The organism is Jiella flava, assembly GCF_017349315.1.
Lineage (GTDB): Bacteria > Pseudomonadota > Alphaproteobacteria > Rhizobiales > Rhizobiaceae > Jiella > Jiella flava.
Genome location: NZ_JAFMPP010000020.1, coordinates 56,933 through 74,081, shown reverse-complemented (window position 1 = coordinate 74,081; position 17,149 = coordinate 56,933). Strand labels below are relative to the sequence as shown.

19 protein-coding genes, 5 tRNA genes and 1 pseudogene are annotated in these 17,149 nt (G+C 63.4%); 12 read left to right on the top strand and 13 right to left on the bottom strand.

Translation table 11 applies throughout. From position 1 onward, the window contains the following. The 3 genes from J1C48_RS17640 to J1C48_RS17630 all read right to left on the bottom strand — a co-directional run. The coding region (locus tag J1C48_RS17640; protein ID WP_231081591.1) for a GTP-binding protein at positions 1 to 125 on the bottom strand (125 nt) is incomplete at its 3' end. Between the two features lie 123 nt (positions 126 to 248). Beyond that, positions 249 to 322, bottom strand: a tRNA-Gly gene (locus J1C48_RS17635). 56 nt (positions 323 to 378) lie between these two features. Then, a tRNA-Tyr gene (locus tag J1C48_RS17630) sits at positions 379 to 463 on the bottom strand. A gap of 227 nt (positions 464 to 690) precedes the next feature. Here J1C48_RS17630 and rlmB point away from each other — a divergent pair. Further along, positions 691 to 1,560, top strand: a complete 870-nt coding sequence (gene rlmB / locus J1C48_RS17625; protein ID WP_207259316.1) for a 23S rRNA (guanosine(2251)-2'-O)-methyltransferase RlmB — start codon at positions 691 to 693, stop codon at positions 1,558 to 1,560. 37 nt (positions 1,561 to 1,597) lie between these two features. On the opposite strand, the gene J1C48_RS17620 is transcribed toward rlmB, so the two are convergent. Further along, positions 1,598 to 2,488 carry an FCD domain-containing protein gene (locus tag J1C48_RS17620; protein WP_207259315.1) on the bottom strand — a complete coding sequence of 297 codons (891 nt, stop codon included), beginning with the start codon at positions 2,486 to 2,488 and terminating at the stop codon, positions 1,598 to 1,600. Positions 2,489 to 2,704: 216 nt separating this feature from the next. Between J1C48_RS17620 and J1C48_RS17615 the strand changes: the two genes are divergently transcribed. The 3 genes from J1C48_RS17615 to J1C48_RS17605 all read left to right on the top strand — a co-directional run bounded on the left by J1C48_RS17615 (position 2,705) and on the right by J1C48_RS17605 (position 5,592). Further along, complete coding sequence (locus tag J1C48_RS17615; protein WP_207259314.1) at positions 2,705 to 3,751, top strand: ABC transporter permease; 1,047 nt, start codon at positions 2,705 to 2,707, stop codon at positions 3,749 to 3,751. A gap of 50 nt (positions 3,752 to 3,801) precedes the next feature. Next, complete coding sequence (locus J1C48_RS17610) at positions 3,802 to 4,743, top strand: ABC transporter substrate-binding protein (RefSeq protein ID WP_207259324.1); 942 nt, start codon at positions 3,802 to 3,804, stop codon at positions 4,741 to 4,743. Positions 4,744 to 4,818: 75 nt separating this feature from the next. After that, a complete protein-coding gene (locus J1C48_RS17605) occupies positions 4,819 to 5,592 on the top strand; it encodes an ATP-binding cassette domain-containing protein (protein ID WP_207259313.1) in 774 nt (257 codons plus the stop codon). Between the two features lie 96 nt (positions 5,593 to 5,688). Here J1C48_RS17605 and J1C48_RS17600 read toward each other — a convergent pair. The 5 genes from J1C48_RS17600 to J1C48_RS17580 all read right to left on the bottom strand — a co-directional run bounded on the left by J1C48_RS17600 (position 5,689) and on the right by J1C48_RS17580 (position 9,218). Then, positions 5,689 to 5,764 (bottom strand) — tRNA-Glu (locus J1C48_RS17600). Positions 5,765 to 5,905: 141 nt separating this feature from the next. Next, entirely contained in the window at positions 5,906 to 7,021 is a 1,116-nt protein-coding gene (locus J1C48_RS17595) for a YcbK family protein (protein WP_231081882.1), read from the bottom strand. A 286-nt stretch (positions 7,022 to 7,307) separates the two neighbouring features. Continuing rightward, positions 7,308 to 7,748 (bottom strand): VOC family protein, encoded by a 441-nt coding sequence (locus tag J1C48_RS17590; protein ID WP_207259312.1) that lies wholly within the window; start codon positions 7,746 to 7,748, stop codon positions 7,308 to 7,310. Positions 7,749 to 8,151: 403 nt separating this feature from the next. Beyond that, positions 8,152 to 8,937 (bottom strand): hypothetical protein, encoded by a 786-nt coding sequence (locus tag J1C48_RS17585; RefSeq protein WP_207259311.1) that lies wholly within the window; start codon positions 8,935 to 8,937, stop codon positions 8,152 to 8,154. Further along, positions 8,934 to 9,218, bottom strand: coding sequence for a hypothetical protein (locus J1C48_RS17580; RefSeq protein WP_207259310.1), 285 nt, complete (start codon positions 9,216 to 9,218; stop codon positions 8,934 to 8,936). The genes J1C48_RS17585 and J1C48_RS17580 overlap by 4 nt, the downstream gene beginning before the upstream one ends. A 148-nt stretch (positions 9,219 to 9,366) precedes the next feature. Between J1C48_RS17580 and J1C48_RS17575 the strand changes: the two genes are divergently transcribed. The 5 genes from J1C48_RS17575 (at position 9,367) to J1C48_RS17555 (ending at position 11,424) form a co-directional block, all read left to right on the top strand. Continuing rightward, positions 9,367 to 9,945, top strand: a complete 579-nt coding sequence (locus J1C48_RS17575; RefSeq protein WP_207259309.1) for a cold-shock protein — start codon at positions 9,367 to 9,369, stop codon at positions 9,943 to 9,945. Positions 9,946 to 10,161: 216 nt separating this feature from the next. Further along, entirely contained in the window at positions 10,162 to 10,632 is a 471-nt protein-coding gene (locus tag J1C48_RS17570) for a DUF192 domain-containing protein (RefSeq protein ID WP_207259308.1), read from the top strand. Positions 10,633 to 10,767: 135 nt separating this feature from the next. After that, positions 10,768 to 10,844, top strand: a tRNA-Pro gene (locus J1C48_RS17565). A 47-nt stretch (positions 10,845 to 10,891) separates the two neighbouring features. Continuing rightward, complete coding sequence (locus J1C48_RS17560) at positions 10,892 to 11,197, top strand: ETC complex I subunit (RefSeq protein ID WP_207259307.1); 306 nt, start codon at positions 10,892 to 10,894, stop codon at positions 11,195 to 11,197. Positions 11,198 to 11,348: 151 nt separating this feature from the next. Next, positions 11,349 to 11,424: transfer RNA gene (locus J1C48_RS17555), tRNA-Arg, on the top strand. Between the two features lie 47 nt (positions 11,425 to 11,471). On the opposite strand, the pseudogene J1C48_RS19305 reads toward J1C48_RS17555, so the two are convergent. From J1C48_RS19305 to J1C48_RS17540, 4 genes and pseudogenes are all read right to left on the bottom strand, one after another. Next, positions 11,472 to 11,669 (bottom strand): annotated as a pseudogene (locus tag J1C48_RS19305) (hypothetical protein); the annotation flags it as partial. Positions 11,670 to 11,882: 213 nt separating this feature from the next. Continuing rightward, positions 11,883 to 12,191, bottom strand: coding sequence for an ATP-binding cassette domain-containing protein (locus J1C48_RS17550; protein WP_207259306.1), 309 nt, complete (start codon positions 12,189 to 12,191; stop codon positions 11,883 to 11,885). Positions 12,192 to 12,409: 218 nt separating this feature from the next. Continuing rightward, positions 12,410 to 13,276: a 1-acyl-sn-glycerol-3-phosphate acyltransferase gene (locus tag J1C48_RS17545; RefSeq protein ID WP_207259305.1), complete on the bottom strand. Its 867-nt coding sequence runs from the start codon at positions 13,274 to 13,276 to the stop codon at positions 12,410 to 12,412. A gap of 206 nt (positions 13,277 to 13,482) precedes the next feature. Beyond that, a complete protein-coding gene (locus J1C48_RS17540) occupies positions 13,483 to 13,809 on the bottom strand; it encodes a hypothetical protein (protein ID WP_207259304.1) in 327 nt (108 codons plus the stop codon). Positions 13,810 to 14,186: 377 nt separating this feature from the next. Between J1C48_RS17540 and J1C48_RS17535 the strand changes: the two genes are divergently transcribed. From J1C48_RS17535 to phnN, 3 genes are all read left to right on the top strand, one after another. Further along, positions 14,187 to 15,101, top strand: a complete 915-nt coding sequence (locus J1C48_RS17535) for a CehA/McbA family metallohydrolase (protein ID WP_207259303.1) — start codon at positions 14,187 to 14,189, stop codon at positions 15,099 to 15,101. A gap of 221 nt (positions 15,102 to 15,322) precedes the next feature. Further along, on the top strand, positions 15,323 to 16,459 hold the full coding sequence (locus J1C48_RS17530; protein ID WP_207259302.1) for an alpha-D-ribose 1-methylphosphonate 5-triphosphate diphosphatase: 1,137 nt from the start codon (positions 15,323 to 15,325) through the stop codon (positions 16,457 to 16,459). Continuing rightward, positions 16,449 to 17,042 carry a phosphonate metabolism protein/1,5-bisphosphokinase (PRPP-forming) PhnN gene (phnN, locus tag J1C48_RS17525; protein WP_207259301.1) on the top strand — a complete coding sequence of 198 codons (594 nt, stop codon included), beginning with the start codon at positions 16,449 to 16,451 and terminating at the stop codon, positions 17,040 to 17,042. The genes J1C48_RS17530 and phnN overlap by 11 nt, the downstream gene beginning before the upstream one ends. Positions 17,043 to 17,149 lie beyond the last annotated feature (107 nt).

The window sequence follows — 17,149 nt, the reverse complement described above, 5'->3', positions numbered from 1 at the left end:
TAAGCCCGGAACTCGCCGAAGTACTTCGTGATCGCCGCCGTCAGCGACGTCTTGCCGTGGTCAACGTGACCGATCGTGCCGATGTTCACATGCGGCTTCGTACGCTCGAATTTGCTCTTGGCCATCGCCTGCTCCCAATGCCGGAAGATATTTCGGTGCGCGCGACATAAAAGCTCGCGCTCCACAAAGCAAGGGCCCGCCGCCGCGTGGCCCGAAAGATCAAAGGATTGCAGCCCGTATCAGGATGATGGAGCGGGTAGCGGGAATCGAACCCGCGTATTCAGCTTGGAAGGCTGCTGCTCTACCATTGAGCTATACCCGCGCAGTCATCCCCGACGCAGCCGGAGACTACGCCAAAACACGCCGGTCGCAAAGCGATGGTGGAGGGGGCTGGATTCGAACCAGCGTAGGCTTAGCCAACGGATTTACAGTCCGTCTCCTTTAACCACTCGGACACCCCTCCGAACCGACGATGTCATCGGATCGTCATTCGCATGTTCCAGTGCGCTGCCCGAAAGCCGCGTCTAGCATGTCCGAGCGGCCTTATGGAAAAAGCGCAGGCGTCTGTCAACGCCACGCGAGCCGTCGCCACCACGAAATTCCTCGCCGGCGCACTCTCTTGTTGATCCGACGCATCGTGCTTGCCGAAAATCGATTCCGATTTTCGGGCCGATGCTGTAAGCCACCGCCATGAGCGACGAAACATCCGGCACCCCGAAAGACAGCCATTACGCGCGGCTTCGCCGCTCGCATCGCGATGCCAAGCGGGCGAAAGCCGGCGAGCCGCAGGGCCGGTTCGGCCACGCCCGCCCAGCCGGCGATCCCTCGCCGGGCCGCGCGCCGGCTGCCGGTCGCATCTGGCTCTACGGCCTGCACACCGTCTCCGAAGCGCTGAAAAACCCGCGCCGCAAACTCCATCGCCTGCTGGCCACTCGTAATGCGCTGGCTCGGCTGGAGATCGACGAGAGCGCCCTGCCCTGCACGCTGGAGCAGGTCGAGCCGAAGGCGCTTATCGCCGAACTCGGCTCCGAGGCCGTGCATCAGGGCGTCGCACTGGAAACTGAGCCGCTCATCGCCAAGCGGCTCGGCGATCTTGCCAACGCCCGGCTCGTCCTCGTTCTCGATCAGGTGACCGATCCGCACAATGTCGGCGCCATCCTGCGCTCGGCGACCGCCTTTGCCGCCGACGCCGTCGTCACCACCTCGCGCCACTCGCCGCAGGAAGGCGGCGTGCTCGCCAAAGCCGCCTCGGGCGCGCTGGAGCACGTGACCCAGATCGAGGTTCGCAATCTTGCCGAAGCGCTCGAATCGCTCGCGAGCCAGGGCTTTTTCACCGTTGGCCTCGATTCGGAAGGGCCGGAGACGTTCGAGGCGAGCCTTGCCGGCGACAAGCTCGCCATCGTCCTCGGCGCCGAAGGCAAGGGCCTTCGTCAAAAGACCCGCGCAACGGTCGCGCGGCTCGCACGTCTCCCGATGCCGGGCGCGATCCATTCGCTCAACGTCTCCAACGCCGCCGCGATCGCGCTTTACGCCGCCAGCCGGCACCTGAACCGCGACTGACCCGATCCCGGATCGGCCTCGCGCAATCCCCTCGCCGTCAGGCGCCGATCGATTCGAGCAGCGTCATATGCGCGGTCGCGAGATGATCGCCGGCGGCTTTGAGAATCGTGTCGCGATCCCGGGTGCGCAGCGCCTCCAGATAGACGAGATGCTCGCCGATCGCCGCGGCGTTGCGCTCGCGCTCCAGCCGCTTGTTCCACTGATAGTGATAGTGGAAGACCAGCGTGACAAGCTCCTGAAATTCGAGGGCAAAGCGATTGCTTGTGATGCCGACGACGGTGCGGTGGAAGCGGTCGTCGAGCTCGGAGAAATCGTGAAACCGTGTGTCGATCGCGGCCATCAGGTCGCGATGCTCGTCATCGAGCAGGTCCAGTTCGGCCCAAACCGGATGATCGTCGGCAAGGGCGGCGAAGCGGGCGGCGGCGTCGAGTTCGATCATCCGCCTGAATTCCGACAATTCGCGCGCATATTCGGCGGTGAAGCCGGTGAGAACCCATCCCTCCCGCCCCTCCCGCTGAACCATGCCGAAGCGGCTGAAGGCCGTCAGATACTGGTTGAGCGCGGCCGGGGTCACGGCGAAGCGTCGAGCGAGATCGCGGATGTTGAGCCGGGCGCCGGGCGCAACGTCCCGGCGCAAAATCCACTCCAGAAACTTACGCTCGATCTTTTCCGACGAGGTGGCAAGATCGGCCCCCGAAAACTTGTCGGCAGCGCTCGGATGCCGCAGCAAGGTCTTGCGCCGACCCTGCCATGAGACGATCTCGTGCTGCGCCAGCTCGGTCAGGATCGAGCGAGAAATCGTCCGACTCACCCCGAGCGATTCGGCAATTGCCGTTTCGGACGGCAGATCGTCGCCGATCCGCATCGCCTGCAGCCGAGGCATCATGGCATTGTAGGCAGCCTTGAACCGGGTATTGGTTCGAGCCACGACACCCCCTTTCGATCAAATCACTGATTTCTCATTTCATTTTCAGTATAGTATGGAAAAAATTAAAAACCATTGACCCCCGACAGGCCTCCTGCCTATCGTGCCGCTCGGGAGGATGAGTGCTGTGCTTGAAGCAGGGCGCCGGATCGAATGACCTTCCGTCAATATTGATCTCGCCCCTCTCGGACCGCGGCGAGCAAAGCCTTGGGAGGGGCGATGACCGAGATCCGCAACGAAGCCCGTGGCAACGCCTTTTTCCTGGACCTGAGCGCCGCTCTTCGTCAGCGTGGCGATCTCCTCCAGCGGCTGTCCGCCGTCGCCACGCTGATCGCTCTGGTGATCGCCTTCTCCATGGTCAACGGCACCTTCCTGTCGACCAACAATGCCATGACGATCCTGCTGCAGACCGCGGCAATCGGCCTGCTCGGAATCGGCATGACGGTGGTCATCATCACCGGCGGTATCGATCTGTCGGTCGGCTCGGTGCTGGCGCTCGCCGGCGTCACGGCCGGGCTTTTGGTCAAGGCCGGCCTGCCGGTCAGCATCGGCTTTGCCGGCGGCCTTATTGTCGGCACGCTGTGCGGCCTGGTCAACGGGCTGGTTGTCACCAAGCTGAAGATCGCCCCCTTCATCGCGACCCTCGGGATGATGCTGATCGCCCGCGGTATCGCACTGCAGATCACCGGCGCCTCGCCGGTCTCGGGCCTTGGCGACGAATTTGGCCGCCTCGGCAATGGCGCCCTGTTCCGCATCATCGCAATGCAGCCCAACGGCTTTCCCCGCGTGGTGTTCGCCGGCATTCCCTATCCCGCGATCCTGCTTATCGTCGTCGCCGTCGCAATCGCCTATCTCCTGCATCGCCGCACGACCGGGCGCCATGTCTATGCCGTCGGCTCGAATGAGGAAGCCGCCCGGCTCTCCGGCGTCGCCGTCGATCGTACCAAACTCTTCGCCTATGCGCTGTCCGGGTTCATGGCAGGCCTCGCCGGCATCGTCCTGATGTCGCGCCTCGTCACCGCCCAGCCGAGCGAGGGCGTGATGTCCGAACTCGACGCCATCGCCGCGGCGGTGATCGGCGGCGCCTCGCTGATGGGTGGCGTCGGCACGATTTCCGGCACGATGATCGGCGCCTTCATCATCGGCATCTTGCGCAATGGGCTCAACATGGGCGGTGTCTCCGCCTTCATCCAACAGATCGTGATCGGCTTCGTCGTCATCGGGGCGGTTTGGGTCGATCAACTTCGTCATCGCAAAGGGTCTTGAGCGAAGGCGGGAGGCCTTCGCAAGACAGGGAGGAATAAGACATGAAACCAATGAAGACGCTGTTTTTCGCGGCCGTCGCAGCCGCCGCCACTTTTGGCGCGCCGGTCCTCGCCAGCGCCCAGGAGATCGCGGTCATCGTCAAGACGACCAATTCGAACTACTGGCAGAACGTCCGCAAGGGGGCTGAAGCGGCGATCAAGAACCATTCCGGCTATCAGATGAGCTTCGACGGTCCGGCTGCGGAAACGGCGATCGCCGACGAGGTCGATCTCGTCGAAAATGCCATCAATCGCGGCGTGAAGGGTATCGTGCTCGCCCCGTCCGACCCGGACGCCCTGGTGCCAGCGGTCAAGCGCGCATACGAAAGCGGCATCCCGGTGGTCATCATCGATTCCAATCTCGCCGAGGGCGGCAAGAAATATTACCAGTCGTTTCTGTCGACCGACAACAAGGCGGCCGGCGAGGCCATGGCGAAAGAGATGATCAAGCGGGTCGGCAAGACCGGCGACATCGCCGTCATGTCCTATGTGCCGGGCGTCGGCTCGGAGATTGGCCGCGTCGGCGGCTTCAAGGACTATATCGCCAAACATTCCAAGCTGAAGGTCGTTTCGACCCTTTATTCGCAGTCGCAGATGGCGACGGCGCTGAACCAGACGACGGACGTTCTGTCGGCCCATCCGAATCTCAAGGGCATCTTCGGCGCCAACGAGCCGACCGCCGTCGGCATGGGCCGCGCCATCGTCCAGGCCGGCAAGAAGGGTCAGCTCGTCGCCCTCGGCTTCGACGGCAACGAGGATCTGCAAAAGTTCGTCAAGGACGGTGTCCTCGATGCAATCGCGGTTCAGGGCTCCTATCAGATGGGCGAAAAGGGCATCGACACGGCCGTCGACCTGATCGAAGGCAAGAAGGTCGAGCCGTTCATCAACACCGGCGTCGTCATCGTGACCAAGAAGAACATCGATTCGTCCGAGGCGAAGAACGTTCTCTACTAAATCCCGATTCCGGCCGGGCGAGGCGCATGCCTGCCCGGCCGGCTCCACCGACACACGAGCTTGGCGGCACAGGCGATGACCGAGACCCGATCCCCCCTCGTCGAGATGCGTGACATCTCCAAGCATTTCGGCGGCATCCAGGCCGTGCGCGACGTCTCGCTCGACCTTTATCCCGGCGAGGTCGTCGGCATTTTAGGCCATAACGGCGCCGGCAAATCCTGCCTGATGCGCGTTCTCTCCGGTGCGATGGCGCCGTCGGCGGGCGAAATCTTCGTCGACGGCGCCAAGGTCGCCTTCACCAATCCGCTCGACGCCCGCCATTGCGGCATCGAGACGATCTATCAGACGCTGGCGCTCGCCGACCATCTCGACGCGCCGGCCAATCTGTTCCTCGGCCGCGAGTTGAAGACCCGCTTCGGCAATCTCGACGACAGGCGGATGGCCGCCGAGGCGAAGACGGTGTTGAAGCGGCTCAATCCCAATTTCACCAACCACACCGCCCCGGTCGCCAGCATGTCCGGCGGCCAGCGGCAGGTGATCGCGATCGCCCGAGCGATCTATTTCGACGTGAAGATCCTGATCATGGACGAGCCGACGGCGGCGCTTGGGCCCTCGGAAACCGAAATGGTCGCCGAGCTCATCACCAAGCTGAGGGCCGAGGGAATCGGCATCTTCCTCGTCTGCCACGACATGCACGACGTCTTCCGGCTCTGCGACCGGGTGGTGGTGATGAACAACGGCCGCAAGGTCGGCCAGCACCGCATCGAAGAGGTGACGAAAGACGACGTCCTCAGCCTGATCATCCGCGGCGAATTGCCCGCCGACTGGACCGCCCGCAACGCAGCGTAAAAAACGCCAACCAAACGGCATCCCAAACGCGGATTAAACTGCGCCTGAACGGCTTGTCATAAGCGGCCGGAAAAGCCCTGCCGAAATGCAGGAAAATGGTACGCCCAACGGGACTCGAACCCGTGTTTCCGCCGTGAAAGGGCGGCGTCCTAGACCGCTAGACGATGGGCGCGGCGAAACGGTGTATACTGGTGATTCTTTCACTTCGCAAGCGAAGCCGGTCGGTTTTTCAAGGCTTTCGCTTCTACCCGACGCGATGGCCGCGCAACGACGAAAAGTCGCTCTTTTCCTGCTTGAGAATGGCCGGTCCGGGTCACTGCACGCTGCCGCGGCAGCGCCAATTCCAGTCGCGCCTGCGGCCGACATCGATATGAATCATGTCGGTGCGGCAATAGGTGCCGACGCCGCCACGATCGGGCAGCGACCGCACGAAGCTGGCGACCTGCGTTCCGCTGACACCCGGCACGATCAGATCCGCCGCCTTGCACGCCATATGCTCGGAGCGCAGGGCGCCGTTGACGAGGCGGTTGTGGGTCGGGCTGCGATAGCCGGAGGTGATCACCGCCCGCGCGCCGAAATGGCGTTCGATCGTGTGAATCAGCCCGACGAGATTGGCCGGGAAACAGGCGGTCTGGACATCCGGCCGGGCGATCTTCAAACCGTTGGGTGCCAACCGTGCGAAGCCGCCGATCGAGGCAACGCGGTAGGACGTCATCACGTCGTCGATGGCATCTTCTTCGTCCGCAGAGGCGCGTTGTCCGATCTCGAACAGCGAGGACGGATCGACGCCGGGCAGCGAACTCATCGTCTCGGTCTGACCGGCGGCCGCGCCGTCATCGCGCTTCAAAATGGCGCGTTTGTCGCGGCTCTTCTCAAGATTGCGGATCGGGGTGCGGGCCTTTTCGCGGGCAAAGAGGGAGGTAAAAAGCGATGCCCCGCCAGAGGCCGTCGACGCCTCGGCATCGGCCGCCTCTTCGCCCTCGGAAACGCGCCCGCCGGCAAAGGCCGCCGGCCGGGCTTGGCTCATCCGATCGCGGAGAGACAGGGTCGGCCCCGGTGGGGACGGCGGCGGGGCGGAGGGCGGCGCCGAGCCTGCCGCCATCGCCACGGCCGGCGTGTCAGCGGCGGCTTCGGCGATCGCCTTGGCCGGATCGGCCACCGTGGCGCCGGTCGCGGCGGCCAAGGCGGCACCAGCGATATCCGCGCTGGCATCGCCCTTTGTCGCAGCCTGGCCGTCTGCCGGCTTGGCCGCGGCGGACTTCGTCTCGGCTGAAGCGCCGAAGCCGAATGCCGAGGTATCGTCGAGCGATGAGACGCAGGAGGAAAGGAGGCACGCACCGGCAACGAGCGCGCTCGCGAAGAACACACGCCTCACCGACGCAGTCCGGCCGTTCATATGGCTCGTGGCGACCCGCGATATGGTCGTCAACGCTTTCCCTCTCCGCGGCGGGCGCCCTCGCCCGCCATCCCCCTGCGGCCTTTGCCGCTGATTGCTTCTCCGGATCCTGTTACCTGCTGAACCCGGTGTGTTGCTTGCCGCCTTGCATCATCCGCATCCCGGCCTTCCCGCCCGGTCCCCACCGGACGCGGCAGTCACTCCTGCCGCAGGTCATACGGAACGATGCCCTGTCACTTCGGTTGGTCGGTGACTGGCAGCTTGGCCAATCACCGACAACAATGAGACTACAGTTCTCGCAAGGAAATGAAAAGTGGTTCTACCAGCTTCCGGTATTTTCCATAGAGGACCACGGCTCAGCCGGCTCTTTCGCATTGCCCTTTTGCAGCAACTCAAATGAGATGTTGTCAGGCGACTTTACGAAAGCCATGCGGCCGTCGCGGGGTGGGCGATTGATGGTAACGCCGGCATCCTTCAGGCGCCGGCACGTCTCGTAGATGTCGTCGACCTCGAAGGCGAGATGGCCGAAATTGCGCCCACCTGAATAATTTTCCGGATCCCAATTGTAGGTCAGCTCCATCAGCGGTGCCTTGGCCTCCGCAGCGTCCGGCAAATCGCCCGGCGCGGCGAGGAAGATCAGCGTGTAGCGCCCCTTTTCGCTGTCGCTGCGGTGGGTTTCGACGAGCCCCATCTTGTTGCAGTAGAAATCGAGCGACGCGTCGATATCGGTGATGCGGACCATGGTGTGCAGATAACGCATGTGTCTTGTCCTGACGTTGAATGAACGGGGGGCTGACGACCGTGAGCCTGCCCTGCCGGGTGGAGGAAACCACGCGCCGAACGCGCTTCCTCATGCCGCGCCGACGCCGCGAGGCGACCGGTGCGCGGCATCAACCAGCGCATCGCAAACGCCGATCGCGCCCCCAGCAGGGGCCGGAGCGATGTCGAGACACCCTCCAGGCGAATAGGCTAGGCGTCAAACCATCAGCGCCAAGTCCTCAATACGGCAGATTTTGCGATTGCGCATCGCCGCCGCGCGCCAGTCGACAGACCGTTCGCAGCCAAACAGAAAAGCGGAAGCGCCGCCGCTCCCGCTTTTGCTTGGATCGTCCATTGGCCGGCGCGGGGCTGAGGCATGCGCCGGGCCGGAGCGATGCCTCGGCTTACATCGCCGATTTCGCGGCCTTCAGAGCGGCCATGCAGGCATCTTCATCACCGGCATCGAGCGCCGTCTGCGCCGCCGCCAGATGGGCGCTCACCATCTCGTTGCCGCTCGCTCCGTCGGCGCTCGTCGCATCCGAATTCGACGTCGACGTCGACGCAGTTGCCATCTGCGAATCGTCACCCGAGCCGGACTCCGACGCGGACGCCTCGCCCTTATCCTTGCCCATCGCATCCTGGTTGGCCTGCATCGCCGCCTTGTCGGCCGCCGTATCGCCAGTCGCGCCGGCCTCCTTGCCCAATTGCGCGGTCGGCGCGACACCGCTCAGCTTGCCCGTCGCCTTGGCATCGGCGGAGGCGTCGGACGAAGCGCTCATCGACTGCGAATCCGACGAACTCGAATCCGAGGTCGCGGCGTTGCCGCTCGCCGATGAGTTCATCGCCGCATCACCGGCATTAGACGGCATATTGGTATCGCTCGACATCGAGGACGACGCCGACATGTCGGACGTCATCCCTTCGTCCTTCATAGCGTGATCGCCCGACATTGCCATGCCTGTGTCGGCCGACGCGCTTTGCCCCATTTCCGACCGCATCGAGGCGAGATCAGAAGCGCAATCGGCGAGCGCGGCCCCCGAGGCGAACGTCGCCGCCGAGAGCGTGAGCGTCGACGCAATAATCGCGAGCTTGTTCATGACGTTTCTCCCTGAGTCTTGTTTTTCAATTGATTTTTGGTGCCTCGGAGCTTGAACCGGCGACGACGAGGTTGGTTCCAGTCCCACGGTCAATTGGAACGTCCAACAAATTTCGTCGTCCCAGGCCTGCGACCCGTCGCCAGACGCCGACGTTTTGATCCGCCAGCTTTTCGCGTCAGCCCCCGCGTCTCGGCCGCCACCAAAGAAATACGAATATTGTCGATAGACAACTGGAGCAAGAAATTTTGAAAGCCTGATTGACAGGAAACGGCCGGGTCGCCACCGATCGCAGCCTGTGCCTCAAGCGTGTATCGCGCGATCAGCATTTTGAAAATTTGCCCTTGATGCGAGAACCGCAAGCCGTTGCTTTCCATTGCGCCGCATCGACTTCAGCGCTTTAAAATGCGACAGAAAGCCGGGCGAAAACTGCCATTTTCCTCTACGGCCTCTTGCCCGACATGGGACAGTTAATGCTAGATTTCACATTCGTGATTCGGTTGGCGTAAAAGGCGGAACCCCCGAATGCCGGAAAGACTCTCTGGACGGATCCGTGCCGGTGACGACAAGACGGACGGCCCCGAAGTCGGCCTCGACGTCGTCTCCGGCCGCATCAAATGGTTCGATGCCTCCAAGGGTTTCGGCTTTATCGTTCCCGACGGCCCGGGGCCCGACATTTTGCTGCATGTGACATGCCTTCGACGGGACGGCTATTCCGCCGCTCCGGAAGGTGCGCGGCTCGTCTGCGAAGTCCAGCGCGGCGACAAGGGGCTGCAGGCGTTTCGCATCCTGTCGATGGACAGTTCGACCGCCGTCCATCCCGCGCAGATGCCGCCGTCGCGCACCCATATCAGCGTCGTGGCGACCAGCGATCTCGTCACCGCCGTGGTCAAGTGGTTCAACCGCACCCGCGGTTATGGCTTCCTGACCCGCGGCGACGGCACGGCCGACATTTTTGTTCACATGGAAACCTTGCGTCGCTTCGGATTGTCCGAGCTGCGGCCCGGCCAGGAAGTGCTGGTGCGCTACGGCGCCGGCGAAAAGGGCTTGATGGCAGCCGAGATCCTGCCGGCGACCGGCAGCGGCGGCCCCGTCACTCACTGACATCCTCGCGGTGTCGTTCCGCAGCCGCTTGCAGCGTGACCGTTCAGGCCAGCACCAAGCTTGTTCACACCCCATGTCCCGGACCGGTCGGCAAGGCTTCACGCCCGATCCCGCAGCGCGTAAAATGACAGAATCGGTGCGTTGCGCCCGATCGGGTCAGCGCACCCGGACACGCCAGTGAGGAGCCGGCCGCGCCGAACGCACCGGGATGATCTGATGACATCAAAGACCGTTTTCGGCCGCGTGGTGATCGCCGCCCTCGCCCTGGCGATCGCGGGATATGTGGCCGGCGCGTTTGCCGGCGGCGACCTCATCGATGCCACCATCGTCACCAAGAGCGGGCGCCATCCGATCCGGATCGAGCTTGCCGTCACCCCGAAGGAGCGTGAGGTCGGCCTGATGAACCGCGAGTCGCTGCCCCGAGACCACGGCATGCTGTTTCGTTTCGACGAGACCCGCGATGTCGCAATGTGGATGAAGAACACCCTGATTCCGCTCGACATGCTGTTCATGGACGAACACGGCAAGATCGTCACCATCAAGACCAACGCGCAGCCGCTTTCGCTCGATATCATCCCCTCCGAAAGACCGGTCCGATACGTCTTGGAACTGAATGGCGGCGCAGCGGCACGCTATGACGTTTCGCTCGGCGACCGGCTCGACAGCACGGCTATTCAGGGCGAATGATGCCGCAACCGATGCGGCCTTGAAATCCACAATTGCCAGACCGTCTGAGGGTTTGATGCAGCCGGCCGGAGTTGTCGCTTGACTTGACGCGCAAAGCCCGGCAGACCGCTTGACGCGAGGCAGGCCCCTCGTGTGCGGAGCGTAGCGCAGTCTGGTAGCGCATCTGGTTTGGGACCAGAGGGTCGCAGGTTCGAATCCTGCCGCTCCGACCAGCACATGTCAGGCCTGACCGCGCGGGACAGCGACACACGAGGCCACCATGGTTGCACGCATCTTTCGACCGTCTCGGACCGCCATGCAGTCGGGAAAGGCAAAGACGCATCTCTGGGTGCTGGAATTCGAGCCCGAAGCGCCGAAGGCCGTCGAGCCGCTGATGGGATACACCTCGTCGCGTGACATGCGCTCGCAGATCAAGCTGACCTTCGACACCCTGGAAGAAGCGACCGAATACGCCGAGCGCAACGACATTGCCTACCGTGTCGAAGAGGCCCATGCGCCGAAGCGCGCGCGGGTCGCCTATTCCGACAATTTCAAATACGATCGGCGCCAGCCCTGGACCCATTGAGAAACCGTTAAGGGTCCGCACGAGGGCCACCCGGAGGCATCCGGCCGATGAGGCAATGGGGCTGTGACCGGGTCACTGTGGCGGATGCGGCAGATCGATCATATCGGCCGGCCTTGCGATCAAAGGCCGGCGGGTCAAGAGGCAAAGACCCGGCCCCGTAGCTCAGTGGATAGAGCACCGGCCTTCTAAGCCGATGGTCGCAGGTTCGAATCCTGCCGGGGTCACCACCGTCCAGCGTGTCCATACCGACGACATAGGTAACAGATTGTCCCGAAGACCTGGGTGACAATCTCGTGCCGAACGGATTGTCGATGGTTTGCAAGGGTCTCTGTTCCAGGTCGATCTATCCCAGATCATCGGCCATGGAGCTGACGATCGAAGTGCCGTCGTCGATTTCATTGATACCGCGCCTTTGACCGGCCATGACGGTCGAGATGGTGATCGTCTTTCTGTGCATGATGATGCGGCCGCAGAGGCGGTCCCGGCGCATCGTAGATCTCGCGCGGTGTTCCCACCTGATCGATCTGGCCGCAACTCATCACCGAGATTCGGTCGGATATGGCGAGTGCTTCACCCTGATCCTACAGCATCGGCCCGAAAATCGGACTCGATTTTCGGCAAAGCACGATGCGTCGATTCAAAGGGTAAGAGCGACCTTTCTGCGTCCGACAGGACGCAGGGCGCTCTAGGTGATGGAGATGAAGGTGACGCCAGTGCCCTTTTGTAAAGCACGCAGCTCGGTGCGCCTATGCTTGCGCAACGTCGGATCGAGATCGGTGAGCGGCTCGTCAAGGCACAGCACCGCAGGTTCCACCGCCAGCGCCGCGCCACGGCGAGGCGCTGGCGATGCCCGCTCAAAAGCGACATTGTCGCCGACGCTTATCCGCGGCAACAAAGCGAGGCTCTGAAAAATCATCACCGTCGGCCGACGATTGGCCGGCAGATGGTCGACTCGCTCGCTGCCGATCAGGACGCGGCCCGACTTCTGCCGCAAGGAGCCCGGCAAGATCCCAAAAGCGTGGCTTTGCCGCAGCCCGACGGCCCGAGGACCGAATGAAGCTCCCCCGCCGCGATCGACAGATCGGTCGGCTGAACGGACAGATTGCCATTGGAGACCATGGCGATGTCCGGGAGTTCGCCGCATTTTCCGTCCATGCGCATTTTCCCCCTCGGCCAGCGATCGCCTGCGCTTGCGGCCTTCCGAACCCTCGCTCAGATCGCCGACATGACGCCCGTCTCGCAGGCCGCATCTTCGAACATCTGGATCAAGGGATCTCCCGTCTCCGGCCGCCGCGTCGACGCCAGCGAAAACACCTGCCAGCGCAGCCAGTCGGTCAAGGCGATCGCATCGCTAAATCCGGTGATCGCCTGCGGCTCGATCACCCGGCCGACATGCAGGTCGATCCGCCCGCCGATCATCCGGGCGGCCTCATGAAACAGCAGCGCATAACGCAGCGACTGCGAGAGATGGCTGGCGACCTGAAACAGTCGGGAATTCTGACCGGGCACATAAACCGGCAAAACCCGCGCCCCCGATCGCATGATCAGCCGCGCCGACAGCGGGCCCCAGTTCCATTCGACGGCGCGCCGAGCAAAGGCATGGGGCGTCGTCATCACCGCCCCGGCGGGAAAGACCAGGAGGCAACCGCCACGTTTGAGATGGGCGAGCGCGCCGGCCCGCGCCTGGACATTGGCTCGTTCGGCCACGCGGCTGCCAGAAAAATCGATCGCGAACAGTCGTTCCGCAAGCTCCGGCACCCGCGCCAGCGCCGCATGGGCGATGATCATTACATCGCCCCGCACCCGGCTCATCAGACAGGCCAGAGCAATTCCGTCCATGGCGCCATAAGGATGGTTGGCGACGACCGCCAGCGCCCCCTCGCGCGGGATCTGCGCGACGTTCCGGGCCGCGATCACGATCTCCATGCGGGCGATCGCCTCGGCGAAGAAGTCGCCGCGCGCCGGATCAGCCTTGTAGTCGCGGTAAAGTCTTTCCAAGCGCCGACGGCCGGTCATCGCTTCGAGACCGAGCGACAGATTGCGCATCAGCCGACCCTCGATGGTCGCCGCGTAAGACAAGCGCGGCGTTGCCTCGTTCCTTGATCTGTCTGTGTTTGCGCGGCTGTTTTTTACGACCGATTCCAACAGGTCCAATTCACGTCACCTTCGAAGCAGAAGAGCCCGACAAAAACAGACAGGGCTTTGCATTGCAGTCCGGCGCGCAAGACTTCAGATTTGCGCGCGCCGGCGCCGCATCCATCGTGCGGCAAGCCGAGAGCCGATCGTCACCCGCTTGAGGACCTGGGGGTAAGACGGTCGGCATCTTTCTGCTGCCCTGCAGATACGAACAGCGTCTCAGACTGCCCCCACCGGAGATTGGCGAGGTTGTCGTTGGAGCCGTCGGTTTTCAGATTGATCTTGATCCCGGTGTGCTTCTCGACCTGCACCACGCTTTGCGGCAGGACACAGCCACCCCAGGCGAAAACAGGGGCCGCCCCGGAGGTCTGACCGAAACCGGCCTGGCTGAAAATCGCCGGCGCAGCGAACAACAAAGCGGATGCAGCGACGGCCTTCCGCAACGAACGGCGAGCGATCGAAGGCGCGAGGGTCATGCAGTGATCCCATGGGATAACACGAGTGGTCCGATCCCGACATTTGGTCCCGTGGTGTGGAGACCGCTCAGCACATGTCGAAATCGAAAAGACCACGAGCCAAGGTTATGATCCGAGTGGATTTTTCGTATCTGACATTGAATTCGATGGACGACCCCAACCGGGATTCAAATGCCAAATTCAATCCACTCGGGACGATCCGGGAACGGGACGGCCTTTCGATCCGATCCTGATCATTGACCTTTAGCGCCCTCACGTGACGTTTCATTATCGCGGCGATGACACAGCCATGACAGCGAGAAAGGTCATGTCATCGCAACGTCATCGATCGGCGCGAAGAACCGCTCGGTTTTCGAACATCACGGATCGAGCAGGACATGGACGGTCGCGACGCATTCTCGGCAGCAGGGCGGTTCTACCGCGGCAACATTCACACCCACTCCACCCGCTCCGACGGCGCCCGTTCGCCGGAAGAGGTGTGCGAACTGTACAAGTCGATGGGCTACGACTTCCTTTGCCTGTCGGATCACTTTCTGGAGCGATTCGACTTCCCGATCACCAGTACCAATGCCTATCGCAATCGCGGACTGACGATGATTCTCGGCGCCGAGATTCACGCGCCGGAAAACAGCCAGGGCGAAATCTGGCACGTCGTCGCCTGCGGCCTCCCGGCCGACTTTACCCCGCCCTCCCCCGATGAGCGCATGGAGTCGCTCGCCGCCCGGGCTCGCGAAGCCGGCGCCTTCGTCGGCATCGCCCATCCGCAGTGGTCCTCCCTGACCATCGAGGACGGCCGCGCACTCGCCGACATCGCCCATGCCGTGGAAATCTGGAACACCGGCTGCGCCATGGAGGTGGCCCGGGGCGATGGCACCATGCTGCTCGATCAGCTGATCAATGAAGGCTACAGCCACCTCACCGGCTATGCCAGCGATGATGCGCATCTGCGCATCTTTGACGCCGGCGGCGGCTGGATGATGGTCAAGAGCGAGCACAATGAGCCGGCCGCTCTGGTCGAGGCGATGAAGGCGGGTCGCTATTATTCGACCCAAGGGCCGACGATCGAGGCGATCGAAACCGTCGATGGCGGGCTCAAGGTGACCACATCGAAGGTGCGCCTCATCGCGCTGGTCGGACGTGGCAGCCGGGCCGAAGACCGCTATGTCGAGGATGGTAGCCTGAGCGAGGCCACGCTGCCCACGGGGCGCTTTGCCGGAGACTGGGGCCGCGTCGTCATTTGCGACATGGACGGCCGGCACGCCTGGTCGAACCCGATCTTCATCGATGGCTGAGGGGCGCGCCCCTCGCCGACGAACGATCCGGCATCAGCCACGGCCGCGATCGCCGTTTCGCTGTGCGAATCGGCCACGTCCCGCTACGCTTCGGCCGATATCCTTGGATCCCCGGACGCAGCCTGCCTCTGACCTGCAATCGCCCGCCTCGGACGCCCCGTTGCCGGCATTTCGAGCAAACCCGCGCACTGATCGTCTGCCGCCCCAACGAGAAGCCGTCGATGTCTGAACTGGTCCTGTCCAACGCCCGCATCGTCCTGTCCGACCACGAGATCGCGGGGCATGTCGTCATCCGGGATGGCCTGATCGCCGAGGTCGCCGAAGGCGATGCCGAAGGTGAGGACATGAACGGCGATCTTCTCATCCCCGGTCTTGTCGAACTCCACACCGATCACATCGAAAGCCACTACATGCCCCGCCCCAAGGTTTATTGGGACATGTTCGCGGCGGTTCAGGCCCACGACGCGCAGATCGCCGCATCCGGCATTACAACGGTGTTCGACGCGGTGCGGGTCGGCACCGACGAAGACGCTCGGCTGACCGTCGATGCCATGGACGCGCTGTCGCGAACCATCACCGACGCCTGCGACAACGGCAGCACCCGGGCCGAACATTTCGTCCATCTGCGCTGCGAGGTCTCGGCGCCCGACGCGGTGGAGGGCTTCGAGCGGCTGTCGACCAATCCGCGCGTTCGTCTCGCCTCGTTGATGGACCATGCTCCCGGCCAGCGCCAATTCGTCAATCTGGACGCCTACCGAACCTACTATCAACGAAAAAAGGGCCTGTCCGATCAGGACTTCGGGGCGTTTATCGAGCGCCGGATCGCCGAGTCCACCCAGTATGCCGACCCGTCGCGACAGGCGATCGCCGGCCTCGCCCGCCAGCGCAACATCACCCTTGCGTCCCATGACGACGCGACCGAAGCCCACGTCCACGAGGCGCTGGAATTCGGCATCAAGATCGCCGAATTCCCGACGACAATGGAAGCGGCAGCGGCCTCGCGCAGGGCCGGTCTCAGCGTTCTGATGGGCGGGCCGAACATCGTGCGGGGCGGCTCCCATTCCGGCAACATCGCCGCACATGACCTTTTGACCAACGGCAATCTCGACATCCTGTCTTCGGACTATGTGCCCTTCTCGATGCTTTTGGCAGCATTCTCCCTGGCCCGTCAGGGCGTGATCGATCTGCCGGGCGCGATCCGGCTGGTGACCGCCAACCCCGCAGGGGCCGTCGGCCTCGACGATCGCGGCGAGATCGCCGTCGGCAAGCGCGCCGATCTCGTCCGGGTGCGCAGCCAGCGCGACGATCGCCCGCCTTTCGTCGCCAGCGTCTATCGGGAGGGCCGCCGTGTCGTCTGACCGACACAAGGTTCACTCGACAGGAGCCTTCGTCGCCGTCGTCGGCCCGAGCGGGGCCGGCAAGGACACGTTAATCGGAATTGCCGCCCGGCATTTCGCCGGCATCCCACGCTTTCACTTCGCCCGCCGCTTCATCACAAGGACCGCCACGCCCGACGCCGAGGACCACGCCGAAATCGACGAGGCCGAATTCGAGCGGCGCGAGAATGCCGACGACTTCGCGCTCTCCTGGCGGGCGCACGGTCTGGGCTATGGTCTCGACCGCAGCCTTCTGCACCAGGTGGCCGAAGGCCAGATCGTCGTCGCCAACATCTCCCGGCGGATGATCCCGGACGCGGCGGCCGTCTTTCCCAGGCTGGCCGTCGCGCATATCACCGTCGCCAAACCGCTGCTCGTCGAACGCATTCTCAAGCGCGGCCGCGAAGACCGGGCCGCCGCGATGACGCGGGTCGAGCGGGAAGCGCCGCTGGATCTTCCCGCCTTGGTTTGGCACCGGGCCGAGATCGACAATTCCGGCCCGGTGGAAATCGGTGCCGCGCGCTTCTTGGCATTCCTGGAACGCTGTGCGGGAAATCTTGATTGAGCAGCGCGCGCCATGACAACATCCAGGCGAAGATCCGCCACTCTTTGACGGCTTGCGTCCGCCTTGTGGATCCCTGCCGGCTTCTCCATGATGACAAAGGGTCATAA

Excerpts from the sequence above, each read along its gene's own strand:
- J1C48_RS17570 (WP_207259308.1), top strand. The coding sequence starts at position 10,162 with ATGACATCAAAGACCGTTTTCGGCCGCGTGGTGATCGCCGCCCTCGCC.
- J1C48_RS17615 (WP_207259314.1), top strand. The coding sequence starts at position 2,705 with ATGACCGAGATCCGCAACGAAGCCCGTGGCAACGCCTTTTTCCTGGAC.
- J1C48_RS17580 (WP_207259310.1), bottom strand. The coding sequence starts at position 9,218 with ATGGAAAGCAACGGCTTGCGGTTCTCGCATCAAGGGCAAATTTTCAAA.
- J1C48_RS17605 (WP_207259313.1), top strand. The coding sequence starts at position 4,819 with ATGACCGAGACCCGATCCCCCCTCGTCGAGATGCGTGACATCTCCAAG.
- rlmB (WP_207259316.1), top strand. The coding sequence starts at position 691 with ATGAGCGACGAAACATCCGGCACCCCGAAAGACAGCCATTACGCGCGG.
- J1C48_RS17575 (WP_207259309.1), top strand. The coding sequence starts at position 9,367 with ATGCCGGAAAGACTCTCTGGACGGATCCGTGCCGGTGACGACAAGACG.
- J1C48_RS17610 (WP_207259324.1), top strand. The coding sequence starts at position 3,802 with ATGAAGACGCTGTTTTTCGCGGCCGTCGCAGCCGCCGCCACTTTTGGC.
- J1C48_RS17540 (WP_207259304.1), bottom strand. The coding sequence starts at position 13,809 with ATGACCCTCGCGCCTTCGATCGCTCGCCGTTCGTTGCGGAAGGCCGTC.
- J1C48_RS17590 (WP_207259312.1), bottom strand. The coding sequence starts at position 7,748 with ATGCGTTATCTGCACACCATGGTCCGCATCACCGATATCGACGCGTCG.
- J1C48_RS17560 (WP_207259307.1), top strand. The coding sequence starts at position 10,892 with ATGGTTGCACGCATCTTTCGACCGTCTCGGACCGCCATGCAGTCGGGA.
- J1C48_RS17530 (WP_207259302.1), top strand. The coding sequence starts at position 15,323 with ATGTCTGAACTGGTCCTGTCCAACGCCCGCATCGTCCTGTCCGACCAC.
- J1C48_RS17535 (WP_207259303.1), top strand. The coding sequence starts at position 14,187 with ATGGACGGTCGCGACGCATTCTCGGCAGCAGGGCGGTTCTACCGCGGC.